The sequence below is a fragment of the Chryseobacterium sp. C3 genome (genome assembly GCF_014218905.1).
GTDB classification, from domain to species: domain Bacteria; phylum Bacteroidota; class Bacteroidia; order Flavobacteriales; family Weeksellaceae; genus Chryseobacterium; species Chryseobacterium mucoviscidosis.
Genome location: NZ_JACLCU010000001.1, coordinates 773,472 through 792,361, shown reverse-complemented (window position 1 = coordinate 792,361; position 18,890 = coordinate 773,472). Strand labels below are relative to the sequence as shown.

Sequence of the window (18,890 nt, the reverse complement as noted above, 5' to 3'; positions counted from 1 at the left end):
AATTTTTAAGAATTTCCTTCATTATAAGGCAGCCTGTTCATAATCGATCTTCCCAGAGAAATTTCATCTGCGTATTCCAGTTCATCTCCTACAGAAATTCCTCTTGCAATGCTGGAAAAGTTTACCTCAAAATTTTTAAATTTTTTATAGATATAATAAGCAGTGGTATCCCCTTCCATCGTTGCGCTTAAAGCAAAAATAAACTCCTTCACTTTTCCGTCATTCAGTTTTTTTTCGATGCTCGGAATGTTTAGCTGATTGGGTCCTACTCCTTCCATCGGAGAGATTTTACCCCCAAGAATTAAATATTTCCCTGTGTATTTTCCCGTATTTTCAATAGCAATTACATCGCGTACATCTTCCACAATACAGATCACCTCATCATTTCGCTTCTCGTTGCTGCAAATCTCACAAATTTCAAAATCTGAAAAATTATGACATTCTTTGCAGTATTTTATTTCGTTTACGAGGTTAATGAGAGAATTTCCAAGGCTCGTCGCTCTGGAATTGGGCTGTTTCAGTAAATGTAACGCCAGACGCAAAGCCGTTTTTCTTCCGATACCGGGCAATCCGGCAATTTCATCCACTGCTTTCGCTAAAACTTTACTCGGGTAATCCATAGAACAAAAATAATGATAATTGTTGACAGTTTACTACCTGTTGTTTTTATGTTAAGAGCCTAAAAATAAATTTTAAATCTTTTTAATAATCATCCATTTCCACAGTTCCGTTTTCTAAGCTCAGATTAAAAACCTTATATTTGATCATCCAAATATTAACTTAAAAAAATAAAACTCAATGGTTCTTAACAATTTAAACTATCCACTGGATTTTAAATTTAAAATTTCAACACTGGCAAGTGATTTCAATATTACAGACAAAAACGGAAATTACGTCGCTTATGTGCGCCAGAAAATGTTCAAACTGAAAGAAGACGTTATCATTTTTAATGATGAAAGCAAGTCTAAAGAACTTTTCAGAATCAAAGCCGATCGATGGCTTGATTTTAATGCCTCTTATTCTTTAACTGAAATTGCAACCGGAAGAAGCTTTGGAAGACTGGCAAGAAAAGGAATGCGTTCTCTTTGGAAATCTACTTACAATATTCTGGACAGCAATGATAAAGAGAAATTCACCATCACAGAAGACAACGCATGGACAAAGTTTCTGGACGGAATGGTGAGCGAAATCCCTGTAATCGGAATGTTTACCGGATATTTCTTAAATCCTTCCTACACCGTAGCCGGAATAGATGGAAAAGCTTATTTTAAACTGAAAAAAATGCCGTCTTTCTTCGGAAGAAGATTTCAATTGGACAGACTGGTTGATATTGATGACGAAGAAGAAAGCCTGGTCATTCTTTCATTGCTTATGATGACGCTGCTTGAAAGAGCGAGAGGATAGCCTCAGAATTTCCGCAGTTTTCAATCTATGAAAATATCTTTTGATTTAGATGATACCATTATTTCCAACCATAGATTTCCTTTAGAAAAAGAGACTTTTTGGGCTAAAATTATCGGATGCGAAAGGATTCGATCCGGAACAGTTGCATTGTTTAAAGCATTAAGAAACAGAAAACATACAATTTATATTTATACGACTTCTTACAGGAGTACCTTAAAAATTAAGCTGATGTTTCTATCTTACAGTATTCCGGTTGATTTTATCATCAATCAGCAATTGCACGACAGAAAAGTAAAAAAGAAAGGTAAAAATATCTCTAAATTTCCTCCGGAATTTGGCATTGATATTCATATTGATGATTCTGCCGGAGTTGAAATGGAAGGAAAAAAATTCGGATTTAAAACCATCATCATTTCACCGGATGAAGGAGACTGGACAAACATCATTCTGAATAAAATTGATAAATTCAGAATGAGATATGAATGATTTTAAACGGTCAAACTTTATCAGAAAAATCAATAAATTAAATTTTTCATACCTTTAAGTTTCGAAAATTTTTAGGTTAAATTAAATAATACACGATGAAATATGTAATCATTTTCTTTTCGGCTTTCCTTCTGGTTGCCTGCAAAAAGGATAAAGAAACAGTTTCCGATCCGGCAAAAAAAGATTCTGTAACTGTGGCTCAGGATTCTGTAACAACAGATACACAGAAAACAGGTATTGCCGTTGATCCATTTCCTTTTCCAAAAGAAATTAAGGAATGTTCATGCTATTTTGCCAAAAGCAAATCAGACTTTGAAAACGAAAAGTACATTTATGCAGATGATGCCGGAAAAACAGCCTATATGAAGCTGGACGGAAAAAGACTCGCCATGAATCTGATTTCTTCAAGCGATATGGAAGTAGACGAAGAACTCAGCAAGGAAATTGAAAGCAACGACTATAAAATCTCGGTAAAAGGTAAAAAAATAAAAGGAGAAGAAGCTTTACTTTTTGAAGGTACGCTTACGATTGAAAAACCGGACGGAACGGTTGTTAACCTACCTATTTACGGAGAATGCGGATGCTGAAAATACATTTAAAACAATAAAAAAGAATGCTTCTGAATGATCGGAAGCATTTTTTATTTCGTAATTTTGATAAAAATAAATTTCATGGAGCTATCTAATATAGAACCGCAGATTATCTGGAAAAATTTCTCCAAATTAAATGCGGTTCCGAGACCCTCAAAAAAAGAAGAAAAAGTAATTGCGTTCATCAGAGAATTTGGTGAAAACTTAGGATTGGAAACTACGGTAGATGAAGTAGGAAACGTGATCATTAAAAAACCGGCAACAGCGGGAATGGAAAACCGCAAATCTGTGGTTTTGCAATCGCATCTGGATATGGTTTGCCAAAAAAACAATGATGTAAATTTTGATTTTGAAACAGAAGGAATCAAAATGGAGATTGATGGAGACTGGGTAAAAGCAAAAGGAACCACTTTGGGAGCCGACAATGGTTTAGGAGTAGCAACAATCATGTCTATTCTGGAAAGTTCAGATATTCCGCACCCTGCTTTGGAGGCACTTTTCACCATTGATGAAGAAACAGGAATGACAGGAGCTTTAGGTCTGAAACCGGGACAGTTAACCGGAGATATCCTTCTGAATCTTGATACCGAAGAAGACGATGAAATCGATATCGGCTGCGCCGGAGGAATTGATGTTACCGTTTCTCAAAACTACGAAACTGAAGCGGCAAACGGACAAATCGTGAGATTTGAAGTAAAAGGTTTACAAGGAGGGCATTCCGGAATGGATATTCACAAAGGCTTCGGAAATGCAAATGTTATTTTGGGAAGACTTCTTTATAAGGCTTTGGAAAAAGAAAACATTCAGCTGATTTCTATTGACGGAGGCGGATTGAGAAATGCTATCCCGAGAGAAGCCGTTGCTGTTGCTTCCGTAAGAAATGCTCAGGAATTTATCGAAGAAGTGACGAACGGACTTAAAAAAGAAATTTTAGACGAGTTTGCAAGCATTGAAGCCGGTCTTCAGATCAATATCGAAAACACGACCACTTCAGAAAAAGCGATTTCGGAAGCAGATTCCAGAAAGATTATTTTAACATTGAAATCTCTTCATAACGGAGTGTATAGAATGAGTCCGGATGTAAAAGATCTGGTAGAATCTTCCAACAACGTCGCAAGAGTTGAATTAAAAGACGGTGCATTAAAAATTTTAAACCTTTCAAGATCATCAGTAGAATCATCGAAAGATTCAGTGGCAGAACAGTTGAAATCAGTTGCTGAACTTGCCGGAATGAATACCGTTTTCAGCGGTTCTTATCCGGGATGGAAACCAAAACCGGGTTCTGAAATCGTTCAATTGATGGAAAAAATCTACGTGGAGAAATTCAGTGAAAAGCCTCACGTTGTAGCCTGTCACGCAGGTCTGGAATGCGGAATCATCGGAGCCAATTATCCTGAAATGGAAATGGTAAGTTTCGGACCGACCATTCGCGGCGCGCACTCTCCGGATGAAAAAGCAAATATTCCTTCGGCACAGAAATTCTGGAGTTTCCTGAAAGATATTTTAGCCAATATCCCTCAGAAATAAAATTGTAAAATTGCTATATTGAATATCCAAAGTCTTTTTGATTTTGGATATTTTTGTTTTTGATATAAAATTTTAATTAAAGATGCTTCGACGAGCTCAGCATGACATCTCTAATACCAACTGTATTATTAGCGATTTATTTGGAGCAGTGTCATGCTGAGCTTGTCGAAGCATCTAAGCGATAAAACAAAAAAATAAACAATGAAAAGCATCACCGTATTCTGCGGATCCAGCTTCGGTTCTGCATCTATTTACAAAGAACAGGCAGCTTTACTCGGACAGACTTTAGCAAAACAAAATATTCAATTGGTTTATGGTGGAGCAGATGTAGGATTAATGGGCACTGTTGCAGACGGATCTTTAAGTAAACGAGGAAAAATAATCGGAGTTCTTCCCCGCTTTTTACAGTCCAAAGAAATTGCCCACAAACAATTGACAGAATTAATTCTGGTGGAAACCATGCATGAGCGAAAAACCAAAATGAATGAACTTTGCGACGGCGTTATTGTTCTTCCGGGAGGTTACGGAACAATGGAAGAATTTTTTGAAATGATAACCTGGGCGCAACTGGGACTTCATAAAAAACCGATTGGAATTTTAAACATCAACGGATTTTATGACGATCTGATCAGGCTTGTGGAAACAATGGTGGAAAAAGGATTTTTAAAGCAGATTAACCGTGAGATGCTTTTAATCTGTGAAAATATTGAAGAATTACTGGAAATGATGAAAAATTATCAGGCTCCGAATGTTGGAAAATGGATTTCGAGGGAGGAAGTTTAGTATATTTACATTACAGACTTTTAATTGTCAAAAAAAATATAGCCATGAAAAATATATTTCTTTCAGCAGGATTATTTTTAAGTCAAATAATATCCGCACAGTACACTTATCCTGCAACTCCTGAAAAAGCGGTGGTGGATGATTATTTTGGTACAAAAATCACAGATCATTACAGATGGCTGGAAGACATCAAAAATCCGGAAGTAAAAAAATGGTTCAAATCTCAGTCTGATTTCAGCCATACCGTGATTGATAAAATTCCGCACCGTGAAGATCTTTACAGACGCATGAAAGAAGTACAGGAAATGAACGGTGATTCTTTCGACGTCATCTATCAAAGAGGAAACACCTATTTCTACACAAAGACTAAAAAAAGCGAAAACCTTTCTAAGCTTTATTCAAGAGATCTTGCAACAGGAAAAGAATCGCTGATTTTTGATCCTGAAATGCTTGGCAAAAATACACAAATCACCAATTTTGTACTTGACTCGAAAGCGGGGAAAATTGCCATTTTACTGTCAAAAGCAGGTGGGGAAATATGCGATTTAAGAATTTTTGATCTTGCCACCAAGAAATTTTTAAAGGATGAAATCGGTCCTATCTGGAGTGAATTTGCTTTTGAATTTACTCCCGACGATAAGGCTCTTCTTTATACAAAAATGAGTACCGCAGATCCAAGCAGCAATATGCTTCTAAAAGATATGAAAGCGATGCTTCATGTGATTGGAACCGACACAAAAGCTGACAAGGTATTAGCATCCAGAGAAGATTATCCGGAACTGAATGCTTTAACAGAGCAATTTCCCTCAATTTATTTTACCGATGACTATAAAAATATTGTTTTAAGATTAAGTTCTGTAAAATCTGAAAATCCGATTTTTGTTGCACCTTTTTCTGAATTAAAAAATAAAAAAATAAACTGGAGACAAATCGTAAAACCATCAGACGATATTACTGATGTATTTATTTCCGGCGACAAATTATTTCTGCTGACTCATAAAGATGCACCTAAATATAAAATCACTCTCACAAGCTTATCAAATCCTGATCCTGATAAAGCCACCACAGTAGTTGCGGAAAACAAGGATAAAGTAATCATAAGTATTCATAATTCTAAAAACTATCTTTATTATTCATTAGGAGACGGTATTGTAAGAGATAAATATCAGGTCAATATCAATACGCTTGCCGGAAAAAAAATTGATTTCCCAACCGGGGTTAACAGTTCATTATCTCTCGACCAAAGAGAAAATGACAACATATTCTGTAACAACGTTAACTGGCTGACTCCATTAACGACCTACGAATATAACCCTGAAAAAGGAGATATTGTAAAAAGTAAATACCTTAATTCAGAAACAAAATATCCGGATTACAGCACACTTTACAACGTAAAAGAGGTGGAAGTAAAAAGCCACGACGGCGTTATGGTTCCGCTATCTGTTATTTATCCTAAAAATATAAAAATGGATGGCAGTAATCCTGCTTATATTACAGGTTATGGCGGTTATGGATTTTCATATGAGCCCCGTTTCTCAACAAGACTTTCCGTACTTTTGGAACAGGGTGTCGTATTGGCAATAGCCCACGTAAGAGGAGGAGGTGAAAAAGGTGAAAACTGGCATAAATACGGTATGAAAGCAAAAAAACCGAATACATGGAAAGATTTTATTGCATGTTCGGAATACCTGATCTCCCAAAAATATACTTCATCTTCAAAACTCATAGGAAATGGCGTAAGTATGGGCGGAGTACTCATTGGAAGAGCCATAACGGAAAGACCTGATCTGTATGCTGTAGCTATAGCAGAAGTGGGAATGACCAATGCCTTACGTTCTGAGATTACCCCTAATGGTCCCAATCAGATTCCGGAAATAGGAACTTTAAAAAATGAAGAAGATACCAAAAACCTTCTTGAAATGGATGCTCAAAGTAAAGTAAAAGCGGGAGTAAAGTATCCCGCTGTAATCATCCGCACCGGAATGAACGACTCCAGAGTTGAACCTTGGGAACCCGGAAAATTTGCAGCCATACTGCAAAAAGATTCCGCCTCAAAAAAACCTGTTTTGCTATATGTAAACTATGAAAACGGACATTTCACAAGTGATTTCGATGTTATTTTTAAAGAATACGCTGATATTTATTCGTTTTCTTTGTGGCAGGTGGGACATCCAAAATTTCAGCCTGTAAAATAATAGAAACAAAACCTCCCGAAGAAAATCTTCGGGAGGCTTTTATTTTATGGTAAGTTAAAACCTTTCTAAGGATAAGGAGCGATCTCGACTTCCAGACCTTCCATTTCTGGAACGATATGCAGTTGGCAACCCAGTCTGCTGTTCTCCTGTACATGGAAAGCTTCCCCCAACATGGCATCTTCTTCTGCGCCCATTTCGTCCAGTCCCGGATCGTTGGTCACGTAAACCTGACATGAAGCACACATTGCCATTCCTCCGCAAACTCCGATGGTTCCTTCTTCCGCCAGTTCATAAGAACGGATGATTTCCATCAGATTCATAGACATATCCGTTGGCGCAACAACATCGTGCGTAACTCCTTCCCTATCGGTAATTTTTATATTAATATCGCTCATCTTTTGTTGATCGTTAATAGTTGATTGTTGATGTAATTGATATTCAACAACAGACAACAAAATTAGTCAATTTTTTTAACAACAGCTTTTTCAGCCTCTTTTCTGCTTCCGTCGAAACCATCTACTCCGCTTACCGTTGTATATTTCAGAACGAATTTTTTACCCGGATTCAGTCTGTTATAAACACTCTGACACATTAAAGTAGCTTCATGGAATCCGCAAAGAATCAGCTTTAATTTTCCCGGATAAGTATTGATATCTCCGATCGCGTAAATTCCGTCAATATTCGTCTGATAATCAAGTGCATTGTTTACAACGATCGCATTTTTCTCGATATTCAGTCCCCAGTTTCCGATTTCTCCCAATTTTGGTGTTAAACCGAATAACGGAATAAAATAATCTGTTTCAATATCGTAAGGATCCTGTCCGTCAATAGCAACCGTAATAGCTTCTACTTTTCCGTCACCTTTAATTGCTGTAACTTCTGCAGGAGTTATTAATTTAATTTTACCCTGATTTTTAAGATCCTGAACTTTTTCTACAGAATCCAGAGCGCCACGGAATTCGTTTCTTCTGTGGATCAGAGTAACTTCACTTGCCACATTTGATAAGAAAATACTCCAGTCCAGTGCAGAGTCTCCTCCTCCGGCAATTACTACTTTTTTATTTCTGAAATGTTCAGGCTCTTTTACGAAATATTCAAGACCTTTTTCTTCGTAATCGGCTACATTTTCAATCGTAGGCTTTCTCGGCTCGAAAGTTCCCAAACCTCCTGCGATAGCAATAGCTTTCGCTCTGTGAACAGTTCCTTTGTTCGTAACTACCTCAAACCATTCATCATCTACTTTTGTATAAGAAACTGCTGTTTCTCCCAAAGTGAATCCCGGCTGAAACTGCTTGATCTGCTCCATCAAATTATCCACAAGCTCTCCCGCATTTACAGAAGGGTATCCCGGAATATCGAAAATAGGCTTTTTAGGATAAAGCTCAGCCAACTGTCCTCCCGGTTGAGGAAGTGCATCAATAATATGGCACTTCATTTTTAATAAACCTGCTTCAAATACAGCAAAAAGTCCTGTGGGACCGGCTCCTATGATCAATATATCCGTCGTTATCATAATTATAAGATAATTTAATTATACTTGTGATCGCAAATTTACTAATTTTAATGCGAAGCATATTTAATTCAGTCTAAATAAAAAACTGAGATTTGTCAAATATATTTCATATTTTAAAGTTATTGAATTTGGCAATGTTTTTGTAAAATTTAAATTATGAAGAAATTTTTAAGTATTATTTCGATATTTGTATTCATTCTGGGATTTGGACAGATTGATAATATTGCAGACGGAGAGTCTATTACGCTGAGAATCCATTACGGATTTCTGAATGCGGGTACCGCTAATCTTACGGCACAGAAAACTACGTTCAAAGGAGCTCCGCATCTTCATGTAAGAGGAACGGGACAGACAACGGGAGCAGTAAGAGCATTCTTTAAGGTAGAAGATTTTTATGAAAGCTACATTAATATGCAGACTGAACTTCCGAGCTTTTATGTAAGAAACGTGAGGGAAGGAAGCTACAGACAGCATCTGGAAACGACATTCAACCACGACAACAATACATTGGTTTTAACGGACAAGAAAACGCCGGCAAACGGATCGAAAGTAATAAAATCTGTAAAAGGAGTTCAGGATATGCTTTCGTGCTTCTACTATTTAAGAAGTAAAACTGCCGCGGAACTGAGAACCGGAACAGTAATCAACATGAATGTATGGATTGATGATGAAATGTTTCCTTTTCAGCTAAAAGTAGTGGGAACTGAAAATCTGGATACCAAATTCGGGACAATTAATTGTTTAAAAATTATTCCGTCTGTGAAAAGCGGAAGGGTTTTTAAAGAAAAAGAAGGAGTAACGATGTGGGTTTCCAACGACGCCAACCATATTCCTATTTTATTGAAAGCTGAATTGGCAGTCGGATCGCTAAAAGCAAGTATCGACGGATATAAAAATGTAAAATATCCTTTAAAATTTACAAAATAAAACATTATAAATCATTAGAAATAAAATGTCTGCAAAATCTGCAGACATTTTTTTTGTTTTGTGATGTAATAGATTTCAGATTTCGGTTGTCTTGTTTAAAACATTAAGAACTGAACTATGAAAACTCAGATCCTGGCAATTTGCCTTACTTTATCTTCCATACTTACCTATTCTCAGAAAAAGGAAGATGCGCAGATTGTCAGAAAAAACATCGTCATCACAAAAACCTCATCATCTCCCAAAATAGACGGTATTCTGGATGATGCAGAATGGCGGAATGCTCCTGTTGCTACCAGTTTTATAGAAAGACAGCCCAACAACGGAAAACTTCAGGCAGACTCTATCAGAACGGAAGTCAGAATTTTATATGATGATACAGGAATTTACTTCGGAGCGCAGATGTACGATCCTACTCCCCATAAAATTGCCAAAGAACTCACAGAAAGAGACGGCGTAGGAAATGATGATTTTTTTGGAATTACTTTAAACGGATACAACGACAAACAGCAGAGTCTGGAATTTATGGTAACCGCAGCCGGCGTTCAGTTTGATGCAAAAATTACGACGGACGGAGAAGATGACACATGGAATTCCATCTGGTACAGCGGCGCAAAAATCAACGAAAAAGGATGGGCGGTAGAAATGAAAATCCCTTATTCCGAACTTAGATTTCCAAAAAGTAACGTTCAGGAATGGGGAATGAATATGTTCCGCAGGATTCAGCGTACAAAAACTACTTATGACTGGAATTTTGTGGATAATGCAAAAAATTCTTATACCCTGTTTGATGGTGTTTTAAAAGGAATTGAAAACATCAATCCTCCGACACGATTGTCTTTCACGCCTTATTTTTCCACGTACGTCAACAGTTTCGACGGAAAAACTACTGCCAATGTGAATGGCGGAATGGACGTAAAATACGGTATTAATGATGCTTTTACCTTCGATATGACTCTGATTCCGGATTTCGGGCAGGCAAATTTTGATAATTCTATTTTAAATTTAACCCCGTTTGAACAGCAGTTTTCCGAGCAGAGAACATTCTTCACAGAAGGAACCGAATTATTCAGTAAAGGCGGAATGTTTTATTCAAGAAGAGTCGGCGGAGAACCTTCGAGATATCCTGCAACCAATGACAATGAAGAGGTAACGGAATATCCTTCAAAGGTAAAATTATTCAATGCTTTTAAAATTTCGGGAAGAACAAAAAAAGGATTGGGAATAGGTTTTTTTAACGGAATAACGCAAAAAATGGAAGCTACGATATTAAACCATGAAACCGGAGAAGTGAGAAGAGAGGTGGTAGAACCGTGGACGAATTACAATGTTCTGGTTTTTGATCAGCGATTTAACGGGAATTCTTCTGTCTCTTTGGTGAATACCAACGTTACCCGAAACGGAGATTTCCGCGATGCCAATGCAACGGGAATTCTCTGGGATATCAACAACAAAAAAAATACTTACAATACTTTCGGAAGTTTAAAAGGAAGCTGGGTGATGGATGGTGAAACGAAATTCGGGACTAGAGGTGAGCTTGGCTTTGCAAAAATTTCAGGGAAAAACCGTTTTAATATCAACGGAAATGTCACTACAAAAGACTGGGACATCAACGATGTAGGATTTTCGACAAGAACGAATTTCGGAAATTACAACGCGTGGTACGGTTACAGAATTTTGCAGCCTACGAAAACGTTCAACAATATGTATCTGAATTTCAACCTGAATTATTTCCACAGACTGGAACCTTTTATTTTTCAGAATCTGATTTTTAATAACAATAACAGTTTTACGGATAAAAACTTCAGGGTTTTCGGAGGAGGAATAGAGTTTACACCTTTTACCCAGAATGATATTTACGAGCCGAGAACTCTTGGGAGACATCTTCAGGTTCCTAAATATTTTGATTCCTGGATCTGGTTTGAAAGCGACAGCCGAAAGAAATTACAGCTTAATTTCAGTTTCGATTATTATGCGTATGATGAAAAAGGCAGAAATCAGGTTCTTACCAATTTCGGACTTCGTTACCGTTTTTCAGACAAATTTAATGTAAACTGGAGCTTTAATCCGAGCTTCAGCAATAATGAAACAGGTTTTGCAGGGAAAAACAGCTCTGATATTTTCATCGGAAGAAGACAGCGAAATACCTACGAAAATGCACTGACTTCAAAGTATACTTTTAATGAAAAAATGGCTCTTACATTAACTTTCAGACATTATTTTTCGGATGTTACCTACAAACAGTTTTACACGCTGAATCAGGACGGAAGTCTTGCAGAGACAAATGCTTTTGACAAAAACCTGAACGGAACCTACAATGCATGGAATGTAGACCTTAGATTTTCGTGGTGGTTTGCTCCGGGAAGTCAGTTGACATTATTATACAGGAATGCCACTTCCAATTATCTTGAATTTTCAAGGCTGAATGTGAAGAAAAACTATGATATGCTTTTCAGCGAACCTACTGTAAATAATATTTCTCTAAAGTTAACGTACTTTCTGGATTATAACAGGATAAAAAACTGGACGAAGAAGAAAGGTTAATCGTTGATTTAACAGAACCGTTGTATATTTTCAATAGAATCTTGTTTTTAATTACGTTTTGTTTCTTAGGTCAGTAATTAAAAACGTCAAGCCTCCGAAATTTCGGAGGCTTGATTTTCATTGTGTGTGTTTTTTTAGGCTGCTTTCTAACCTTTGCTACCCTTTTTTTAGTATCTGTTACAGAGCATTGCTGCTCTGCAATCACGATACAAATATCATTTGTGTCTTAGTATCTCTGATTCTGAAATAATTTTTTTTCATCATTTGTGTTTTCAGAATCAAAAATCACCTTTAATTATCGGTTAATAATTGTTTGCTTTTGTTGATACAAATGTAGGCACATTGTGGTATATAATTCTAATAAATCCTTTAGATATATATCGCTAAGCTTGTAGATATTTATCTACAACGATAAATAATTCAATACTTTAGCGAAAAAGCAATCATTTTAATAAAAAAAATCACGAAATATTATTATTTCATGATCTCAATTTCAAAATGTATTTTAAAGTTTAGTAATGATTTTTCATCACTTCAATAAGTTCTACAATATTTTCGATGTTAAGTTTATCAAAAATTCTTTTCTTGAGTGTACTTACCGTGTTCTGTTTAATATCAAGCCGGTTGGCAATTTCAAGATTTCCAAGACCTTCCGCATACATTTCCGCGATCTGGAGTTCCCTTTCCGTTAAAGACAACAAAGGATTAATGAGTGTCGGGTTGCTTATGGAATTTCTCAACAAAGCCTGTGTAACCTCAGAAATATAACTTCCATGGCTGTACATTCTCTTTATTGCTTCTGCAATTTCCTCTTCTTCGCTCAGTTTGCTTAGAAATCCGTCTGCTCCCGCATTTAAGAATTTTAAAGAATGGGCGCTTTCTTCAATTCCTGTAAAAATAAGAATCTTGGTTTCCGGACTTATTTTTTTAATCTCCGGAACAACAGTAATGCTGTTTCCATCGGGAAAATGAGCGTCTATAATTGCAATATCCACCGGTTGTTCCTGTATAGAATTCATAAGCTGCTGCAAATTGGAAGCGTGAAAAATCTCACTCTCCCAATCCATATCTTCCAGAAGAAAAACAACTCCCTGTCTTATCAGACTATGATCATCTGCAAGCAAAAATTTCACAGCTCCCGATTTTATTTCACTCATTTACTGATGTTTAAATTAACAGAAAAATGTACGGTAGTCCCTTTTCCTTCCTCGCTGGAAACCGAAATATCGCCATCATACAAACCAATGATTTCTTTACATAAACTCAATCCCAATCCTGCTCCGAGATTTTCCACATCTTCTGATAAAACTCCCTGATAATACGGTTCAAATATCTTTTCAAGATCAGATTTGGAAATTCCGACACCAGTATCGCTGATTTCTGTAATCAAAGATATTGTATTTTCGTCAACAGGCTGCGTTTTTGTGATGACTTTTATCTGTCCGTTTTCAGTAAATTTATTGGCATTTCCCAGAATATTCATGAAAATCTGGTTGATTTTTTTATTATCTGAATAAACGTTGATGTTCTGGTTAATATTTTCATCAACAATAAATTGATTATTTCTTGTTTCTATATAAGGTTCAATAGAAGTAAGAATGGAAGTGATCTCGTTCTTAAGATTAAATTTCACCGGAATCAGTTTATTTTCAACCGCCTGATTTTTTGTGTATTCCAAAATCTGGTTTGCCTGCATCAGCAGAGAATCGTTGGTAAAACTGATGGATTTCAGATACTCTTTCACCTTTTCGTCTTCTGTTCTTTTATTAATTCTGTTGATGAATAACCCTATAATTTTCAGCGGAGATCTCAGTTCGTGACTCAGCATTCCTAAAATTCTGTTTTTGAAATTCAGGTTTTCACTGATCTGCTTATTGGCAGCATTCAGTTTTTTCTCATAAATAAATGCAATTCTGGTCAGGAACATAATCAAAACGGAAACAATGAACATCAGGATCATCGCACCGAATACCAGATTTTTTCTAATTCTGTTGCTTTCTGAATTCTGCTTCTGATATTCTTTTTCCAGTTCAGCTTTTGAATCCTTAATGGCAACATCATAAATATTCATCAGACCGTTGCTGTAAACGAGAAGATTATTAAAGATTTTATAGAAATTGCCGCTGTTGTTCTGGTTTCTGACCACATTTACCTGAATCTTCTTAATTTCACCTTTATAATGATTGTTCACTTCATTAAAAATGCTGTCGAATTCAGCCTTAATATTGGCGGGATTGGGTTCCTTTCCCTGTTTTACCGTGATAATTGTACTTTCCTTCCGTACATTTTCTTTTCCGGAAATAGCATCTCCCAAACGTCCGAAAAGTCCTTTTTTCTTTACCGTATCAGAGATTGTTTTTGTTTCTACTTTAAATTTATCGAAATCGTAGTTGACGCTGTATTTTTCCAGTTTCGGAAGGCTGTTCTCTACCTTAAAGTTGGATTTCGTAGAATATTCGTAGGTAGAATCTATCAGAGATTTCAGCTTTTTTATCTCCATAGAATCTTTCTTCTTGGAGGTTAAAACGTTTTTAAGCTTCGGATATTTGTTTTCGTAATGTCCGATGCTGTCGAGATTTTTACCCAGTTTATTAAGAGAAGTAAAATAAGAATCGAGATAGGTATTATCATTACTCACCATATATTTCTGAAGAAAACTCTGTGCATTCAGGAGTTCTCCGCGGGAATTGTCCGTAAGATTTTCCAGCGTATGAACTTCTTTAAGCTGATTTTCAAAAAAGGTTAAATTTTTCCTCGAAATAAATTCATTATAGAAAAAACCGGCAATAAGAAGCTGAATGAGCAGAATACAAACGAGCAATGAGTAATGGATAATTTTTCTCGCTTTAAAATTCAATAATTTTTTGGACATTTTGTGTAAGTTATTAGTAAGTGTGTTTTTGTTTATTTTTTAACAGTAAAGAAACAGATCCATTTGTTAAAACTTTCTGTAAAAATTGAAAATTTTAAACAAGTTTACCATAAAAATAGTAAAAAATCCTGTAAATTGAATTTTTACAGGATTTAAATTTATTTAGACTTTACGAATTATAAAGTTTTGAATTGCTCTAATGTTCTGATATCATTTTCAAAGAACATTCTGATGTCACTCATCTGATAAAGAAGCATTACAATTCTTTCAATTCCCATCCCGAAAGCATAACCTGAATATTTTTCCGGATCAATGTTTACATTCTTTAAAACGGCAGGATCTACCATTCCGCATCCCATGATTTCCAGCCATCCCGTTCCTTTCGTGATCCTGTAATCTGTTTCTGAGTTTAATCCCCAATACACATCAATTTCCGCACTTGGCTCCGTAAAAGGGAAATAAGAAGGTCTCAGTCTGATTTTTGATTTTCCGAAAAGCTCTGTTGTAAAGAACTGAATGGTCTGCTTTAAATCTGCAAAGCTTACATTTTCATCAATATATAAACCTTCGATCTGATGGAAGATACAGTGAGAACGCGAGGAAACCGCTTCGTTTCTGAATACTCTTCCCGGAGATAAAATCCTGATCGGCGGCTGATTTTCTTCCATATAACGGATCTGTACGGAAGAAGTATGTGTTCTTAATAAAATATCCGGATTCTGCTCGATGAAGAAAGTATCCTGCATATCTCTCGCCGGATGGTATTCCGGAAGATTCAGTGCCGTGAAGTTATGCCAGTCGTCCTCGATTTCAGGACCGTCCGCAACAGCAAAACCAATAGATTTAAAAATCTCGATGATCCTGTTTTTCACTAAATTGATCGGGTGTCTTGATCCCAGATCCAAAGGAAACGCCGGTCTTGTAAGGTCTTCTTTTTCTACGATAATAGAAGATGCGGAAGCATTTTTTAAATCTTCCAGTTTTACGTTAACAGCCTGCTTCAGAGTATTGATCTTCTGTCCGAAATCTTTCTTCTGGTCGTTGGGAACTTCTTTGAATTTTTCAAAAAAATCATTCAGAATTCCTTTTTTACCATTGTACTTGATTCGGAAGTTTTCGATCTCCTCCTTAGATGTAGCATTAAAGCCGTTTACCTCAACGAGTAATTCTTCTATCTTTTCTATCATTGTTTTACCCTTTCAAAATGTTTTGCAAAAATACGGTTTTTCAGTTGAATAATTTTCTTAAAAATGTTAAAAAAAATCTGCCTCTTTTGGGGAGGCAGACTTCAATCACTTATTTCACTTAAATAAAAAAATTATTTTTTTTCTAAAGCTTTCACGTTGATCTGAAGAGTTACCTCATCTTTTATCACGCCATTTTCGGCGGGAGCCTGAAATTTCACCCCAAACTCTTCTCTCATAATGTCTTTCGGCTCGGTAGCAATATTTACCAGACCTTCCTTCACGGAAACATTGGCTTTAAACTGAACCGGTTTTGTAATTCCTTTAATGGTTAAATTCCCATCCAGTAAAGTATTATAATCTCCCTCGGATGATGGGGTTACTTTGGTAATTTCATACGAAGCCGTTGGAAATTTTTCTACCTCGAAAAAATCTCCGCTTTTCAGATGTCCGTTAAGTTTGTTCAGATTTTCGGTATCGTTTTTCAGATCTTCAGAAGTTAAGGAAGCCATATCTGCAACAAATTTTCCGCTTTCCAGCCTGCCTTCTTTTACGGTAACATCGCCACTTTCGAATTTAATGGTTCCGAAATGGCTTGTGTTTTCAGATTTAAAAATTTTATATCCCTTCCACTCCACTCTGCTGTTAAGGGTATCCACAACATATTGTGCCCCGTCTTTTGTAGTTGCCACTTCATTGCTATCGCTGGAAAGGGGCTTTTCCTTTTTACAGGAAACCACTGCAGCTAACGCGAAAAACGCAGGAATAACCAGCGAAAACAGCTTTTTCTTCATGATTTATAAATTTTTATTACTCCCGCTAAAATAATAAAAAATATTGTTCTTTCCTAAAAACATTTCAATTCATTACTTTTGTAGTATGCTATTAGAAATAAATCATTTAAACTTTTCCTATTCTAAAGAAAAACCTTTGTTTCAGAACCTTAATCTCGGCTTTGAGGAAGGTAAAATTATTGCGCTTGCCGGAGAAAGCGGATGCGGAAAATCTACTTTACTGAGCCTGATCTACGGATTGCTGGACTGGGAAAGCGGTGACATTATTTTTGACGGTAAAAAATTACTGGGACCTAAAGGAAATCTGGTTCCGGGAGAAGCCGAGATGAAATTCGTTGCCCAGAATTTTGATCTGATGCCTTATGCAACGGTTGCTGAAAATGTAGGAAAATTTATTTCCAATATTAATCTGGCAAAAAAGAAAGAAAGCGTTTCTGAACTTCTGGAAGTTGTCGGGTTAGAAGAGTTTGCTTCTATTTTACCTAAATATCTGAGTGGCGGACAACAGCAAAGAGTTGCCATCGCAAGAGCACTTTCTGTACTTCCTAAGCTTCTGATCCTTGATGAACCTTTCAGCAATCTGGATTTTCCGAGAAAGATTGAACTGAGGGAAAAGCTTTTCCGGTACGTAAAGCAGAATAATATTTCTCTGGTGATTTCAACACACGAACTTCAGGATATTATTCCGTGGCTGGATGAAATTATCGTGCTGCAAAACGGAAAAATAGTACAGAAAGGAAATCCCGAAGAAGCTTTTAAAAATCCTTATAATTCTTACGTTGCCAAACTTTTCGGGGAAGTAAATATTTTCAGTGAAAGTGAAATGCAGGATTTTCAGATTTCAAAATTTTCTTATTATCCGAAAGAAATAAAAATCTCTGAAAGCGGTTTTGAGGCGGAAGTTCTGGAAAGCCGTTTCGCAGGAAACCATTACTGGAATAAAGTAAGGGCAAAAGATAAAGAAATTATTCTGTATTCTGATGAAAAACTGAACGGAACTATCGCTGTTTCATTTGGCTAAATTCTGATGAATATTTCTGTCGAAGCTGAATATCATAGCCCAGATTAAGCGGCGTGTCTGAGCTCTTTTCGTTGGTTTCGGGGGGGGGCTCCCCCCCCCCCGAAACCCTAAAATGAGCTCAGACAGATGCTGCAATCGGGGCTATTAAAAAAGAATGGTTAAATTAGAATATCCAAAACATACAAATTCTGATATGAAATATAAACTAAAATACGCTTTGTTGCTGCCGTTTCTGTTTTCTGTAAAAGCAAATGCTCAGGAAATAAAAGCAGAACTCAACAAAGAAGTAAAAAGACAGGAAAAAATTTCTTACATTCTGGATTTTCCTCAGAATGCAAAAGGAAACGTTCCGCTTATTGTTTTTCTTCACGGTTCCGGAGAAAGAGGCAATAATTTGGAAATCGTAAAAGCGCACAGTCCGTTTACCTATAAAAACTTAATAAAAGAACCGGTGGCAATTTTAGCACCTCAATGTCCTGAAAATATGTGGTGGGATACCGTTACCGTATATAATTTGATCAAAGAAATTCAGTCAAAATATAAAGTGGATTCTTCAAGAATTTACCTTACCGGACTTTCAATGGGAGGTTGGGGAACACTGAAACTTGCAATGGAACATCCCGAAATGTTTGCGGCGGTCGTTCCGGTTTGCGCGCCTACCGACAGAGTAATGTACGCAAACATCCATCAGTACAAAAATCTGAATATGAAAATCTTTCATGGCGGAATGGATGATGTTGTTTTACCGGAAAATGCATTTAATTTTTATCAGGCACTGCATCCTGTAAATCCCTCTGCCGAATTGACAATTTTTCCAAATGACAACCATAATTCTTGGGATTCAACCTATTCCAATCCTAAATTATACGAATGGATGCTGTCAAAAAGAAAAGAGAAATAATCTAGTATAAATCGTTAAACGAAAAGTGTTTGCTGAATGAATAGTTCATACTTTTACCTTATAGAATTACCTTCGCAAACAGAAAATAGGCAGGATAATTAAAAAAAACTTTTCGACTTTTCGTTTAGATAAACAAAAAATTAAAAATAGAA

General features: G+C 36.4%; 17 protein-coding genes. 10 read left to right on the top strand and 7 right to left on the bottom strand.

Annotated elements, in window-relative coordinates; genetic code table 11:
* Positions 1-5: 5 nt before the first annotated feature.
* Entirely contained in the window at positions 6-620 is a 615-nt protein-coding gene (recR, locus tag H6W53_RS03555; protein WP_076395741.1) for a recombination mediator RecR, read from the bottom strand.
* Between the two features lie 178 nt (positions 621-798).
* On the opposite strand from recR, the gene H6W53_RS03550 reads away from it, so the two are divergent.
* The 6 genes from H6W53_RS03550 (at position 799) to H6W53_RS03525 (ending at position 6,985) form a co-directional block, all read left to right on the top strand.
* Entirely contained in the window at positions 799-1,404 is a 606-nt protein-coding gene (locus H6W53_RS03550) for a hypothetical protein (RefSeq protein ID WP_185204896.1), read from the top strand.
* 27 nt (positions 1,405-1,431) lie between these two features.
* Complete coding sequence (locus tag H6W53_RS03545) at positions 1,432-1,890, top strand: hypothetical protein (protein WP_185204895.1); 459 nt, start codon at positions 1,432-1,434, stop codon at positions 1,888-1,890.
* Positions 1,891-1,985: 95 nt separating this feature from the next.
* Positions 1,986-2,477 (top strand): hypothetical protein, encoded by a 492-nt coding sequence (locus tag H6W53_RS03540; protein WP_185204894.1) that lies wholly within the window; start codon positions 1,986-1,988, stop codon positions 2,475-2,477.
* Between the two features lie 84 nt (positions 2,478-2,561).
* Positions 2,562-4,007: an aminoacyl-histidine dipeptidase gene (locus H6W53_RS03535; RefSeq protein ID WP_185204893.1), complete on the top strand. Its 1,446-nt coding sequence runs from the start codon at positions 2,562-2,564 to the stop codon at positions 4,005-4,007.
* 201 nt (positions 4,008-4,208) lie between these two features.
* Positions 4,209-4,790, top strand: a complete 582-nt coding sequence (locus H6W53_RS03530) for a TIGR00730 family Rossman fold protein (RefSeq protein ID WP_185204892.1) — start codon at positions 4,209-4,211, stop codon at positions 4,788-4,790.
* A 44-nt stretch (positions 4,791-4,834) separates the two neighbouring features.
* Complete coding sequence (locus H6W53_RS03525) at positions 4,835-6,985, top strand: prolyl oligopeptidase family serine peptidase (RefSeq protein WP_185204891.1); 2,151 nt, start codon at positions 4,835-4,837, stop codon at positions 6,983-6,985.
* Between the two features lie 65 nt (positions 6,986-7,050).
* Here H6W53_RS03525 and H6W53_RS03520 read toward each other — a convergent pair whose 3' ends face one another.
* Together H6W53_RS03520 and H6W53_RS03515 are read right to left on the bottom strand one after the other, a co-directional pair.
* On the bottom strand, positions 7,051-7,380 hold the full coding sequence (locus tag H6W53_RS03520) for a 2Fe-2S iron-sulfur cluster-binding protein (RefSeq protein WP_087707626.1): 330 nt from the start codon (positions 7,378-7,380) through the stop codon (positions 7,051-7,053).
* Between the two features lie 62 nt (positions 7,381-7,442).
* Complete coding sequence (locus H6W53_RS03515) at positions 7,443-8,498, bottom strand: NAD(P)/FAD-dependent oxidoreductase (RefSeq protein WP_076395722.1); 1,056 nt, start codon at positions 8,496-8,498, stop codon at positions 7,443-7,445.
* A 156-nt stretch (positions 8,499-8,654) separates the two neighbouring features.
* Here H6W53_RS03515 and H6W53_RS03510 point away from each other — a divergent pair, with 156 nt between their 5' ends.
* Both H6W53_RS03510 and H6W53_RS03505 read left to right on the top strand, forming a co-directional pair.
* Complete coding sequence (locus H6W53_RS03510) at positions 8,655-9,425, top strand: DUF3108 domain-containing protein (RefSeq protein ID WP_116099000.1); 771 nt, start codon at positions 8,655-8,657, stop codon at positions 9,423-9,425.
* 117 nt (positions 9,426-9,542) lie between these two features.
* Entirely contained in the window at positions 9,543-11,966 is a 2,424-nt protein-coding gene (locus H6W53_RS03505) for a DUF5916 domain-containing protein (RefSeq protein ID WP_185204890.1), read from the top strand.
* Between the two features lie 512 nt (positions 11,967-12,478).
* On the opposite strand, the gene H6W53_RS03500 is transcribed toward H6W53_RS03505, so the two are convergent.
* The 4 genes from H6W53_RS03500 to H6W53_RS03485 all read right to left on the bottom strand — a co-directional run bounded on the left by H6W53_RS03500 (position 12,479) and on the right by H6W53_RS03485 (position 16,816).
* Complete coding sequence (locus H6W53_RS03500; protein WP_185204889.1) at positions 12,479-13,123, bottom strand: response regulator transcription factor; 645 nt, start codon at positions 13,121-13,123, stop codon at positions 12,479-12,481.
* Entirely contained in the window at positions 13,120-14,838 is a 1,719-nt protein-coding gene (locus tag H6W53_RS03495) for a sensor histidine kinase (protein WP_185204888.1), read from the bottom strand. The genes H6W53_RS03500 and H6W53_RS03495 overlap by 4 nt, the downstream gene beginning before the upstream one ends.
* A gap of 176 nt (positions 14,839-15,014) precedes the next feature.
* Positions 15,015-16,025 carry a phenylalanine--tRNA ligase subunit alpha gene (gene pheS, locus H6W53_RS03490; protein WP_076395712.1) on the bottom strand — a complete coding sequence of 337 codons (1,011 nt, stop codon included), beginning with the start codon at positions 16,023-16,025 and terminating at the stop codon, positions 15,015-15,017.
* Positions 16,026-16,156: 131 nt separating this feature from the next.
* Complete coding sequence (locus H6W53_RS03485; RefSeq protein WP_108411032.1) at positions 16,157-16,816, bottom strand: YceI family protein; 660 nt, start codon at positions 16,814-16,816, stop codon at positions 16,157-16,159.
* An 85-nt stretch (positions 16,817-16,901) separates the two neighbouring features.
* On the opposite strand from H6W53_RS03485, the gene H6W53_RS03480 reads away from it, so the two are divergent.
* Together H6W53_RS03480 and H6W53_RS03475 are read left to right on the top strand one after the other, a co-directional pair.
* Positions 16,902-17,837, top strand: coding sequence for a sulfate/molybdate ABC transporter ATP-binding protein (locus H6W53_RS03480; RefSeq protein ID WP_185204887.1), 936 nt, complete (start codon positions 16,902-16,904; stop codon positions 17,835-17,837).
* Between the two features lie 193 nt (positions 17,838-18,030).
* A complete protein-coding gene (locus H6W53_RS03475) occupies positions 18,031-18,738 on the top strand; it encodes a prolyl oligopeptidase family serine peptidase (protein ID WP_185204886.1) in 708 nt (235 codons plus the stop codon).
* The last annotated feature ends 152 nt before the right edge of the window (positions 18,739-18,890 follow it).

What these genes read in the sequence shown, in the direction of transcription:
- H6W53_RS03525 (WP_185204891.1), top strand. Translation starts at nt 4,835, where the DNA reads ATGAAAAATATATTTCTTTCAGCAGGATTATTTTTAAGTCAAATAATA.
- pheS (WP_076395712.1), bottom strand. Translation starts at nt 16,025, where the DNA reads ATGATAGAAAAGATAGAAGAATTACTCGTTGAGGTAAACGGCTTTAAT.
- H6W53_RS03530 (WP_185204892.1), top strand. Translation starts at nt 4,209, where the DNA reads ATGAAAAGCATCACCGTATTCTGCGGATCCAGCTTCGGTTCTGCATCT.
- H6W53_RS03510 (WP_116099000.1), top strand. Translation starts at nt 8,655, where the DNA reads ATGAAGAAATTTTTAAGTATTATTTCGATATTTGTATTCATTCTGGGA.
- H6W53_RS03495 (WP_185204888.1), bottom strand. Translation starts at nt 14,838, where the DNA reads ATGTCCAAAAAATTATTGAATTTTAAAGCGAGAAAAATTATCCATTAC.
- recR (WP_076395741.1), bottom strand. Translation starts at nt 620, where the DNA reads ATGGATTACCCGAGTAAAGTTTTAGCGAAAGCAGTGGATGAAATTGCC.
- H6W53_RS03550 (WP_185204896.1), top strand. Translation starts at nt 799, where the DNA reads ATGGTTCTTAACAATTTAAACTATCCACTGGATTTTAAATTTAAAATT.
- H6W53_RS03505 (WP_185204890.1), top strand. Translation starts at nt 9,543, where the DNA reads ATGAAAACTCAGATCCTGGCAATTTGCCTTACTTTATCTTCCATACTT.
- H6W53_RS03500 (WP_185204889.1), bottom strand. Translation starts at nt 13,123, where the DNA reads ATGAGTGAAATAAAATCGGGAGCTGTGAAATTTTTGCTTGCAGATGAT.
- H6W53_RS03515 (WP_076395722.1), bottom strand. Translation starts at nt 8,498, where the DNA reads ATGATAACGACGGATATATTGATCATAGGAGCCGGTCCCACAGGACTT.
- H6W53_RS03475 (WP_185204886.1), top strand. Translation starts at nt 18,031, where the DNA reads ATGAAATATAAACTAAAATACGCTTTGTTGCTGCCGTTTCTGTTTTCT.
- H6W53_RS03540 (WP_185204894.1), top strand. Translation starts at nt 1,986, where the DNA reads ATGAAATATGTAATCATTTTCTTTTCGGCTTTCCTTCTGGTTGCCTGC.
- H6W53_RS03485 (WP_108411032.1), bottom strand. Translation starts at nt 16,816, where the DNA reads ATGAAGAAAAAGCTGTTTTCGCTGGTTATTCCTGCGTTTTTCGCGTTA.
- H6W53_RS03480 (WP_185204887.1), top strand. Translation starts at nt 16,902, where the DNA reads ATGCTATTAGAAATAAATCATTTAAACTTTTCCTATTCTAAAGAAAAA.
- H6W53_RS03535 (WP_185204893.1), top strand. Translation starts at nt 2,562, where the DNA reads ATGGAGCTATCTAATATAGAACCGCAGATTATCTGGAAAAATTTCTCC.
- H6W53_RS03520 (WP_087707626.1), bottom strand. Translation starts at nt 7,380, where the DNA reads ATGAGCGATATTAATATAAAAATTACCGATAGGGAAGGAGTTACGCAC.
- H6W53_RS03545 (WP_185204895.1), top strand. Translation starts at nt 1,432, where the DNA reads ATGAAAATATCTTTTGATTTAGATGATACCATTATTTCCAACCATAGA.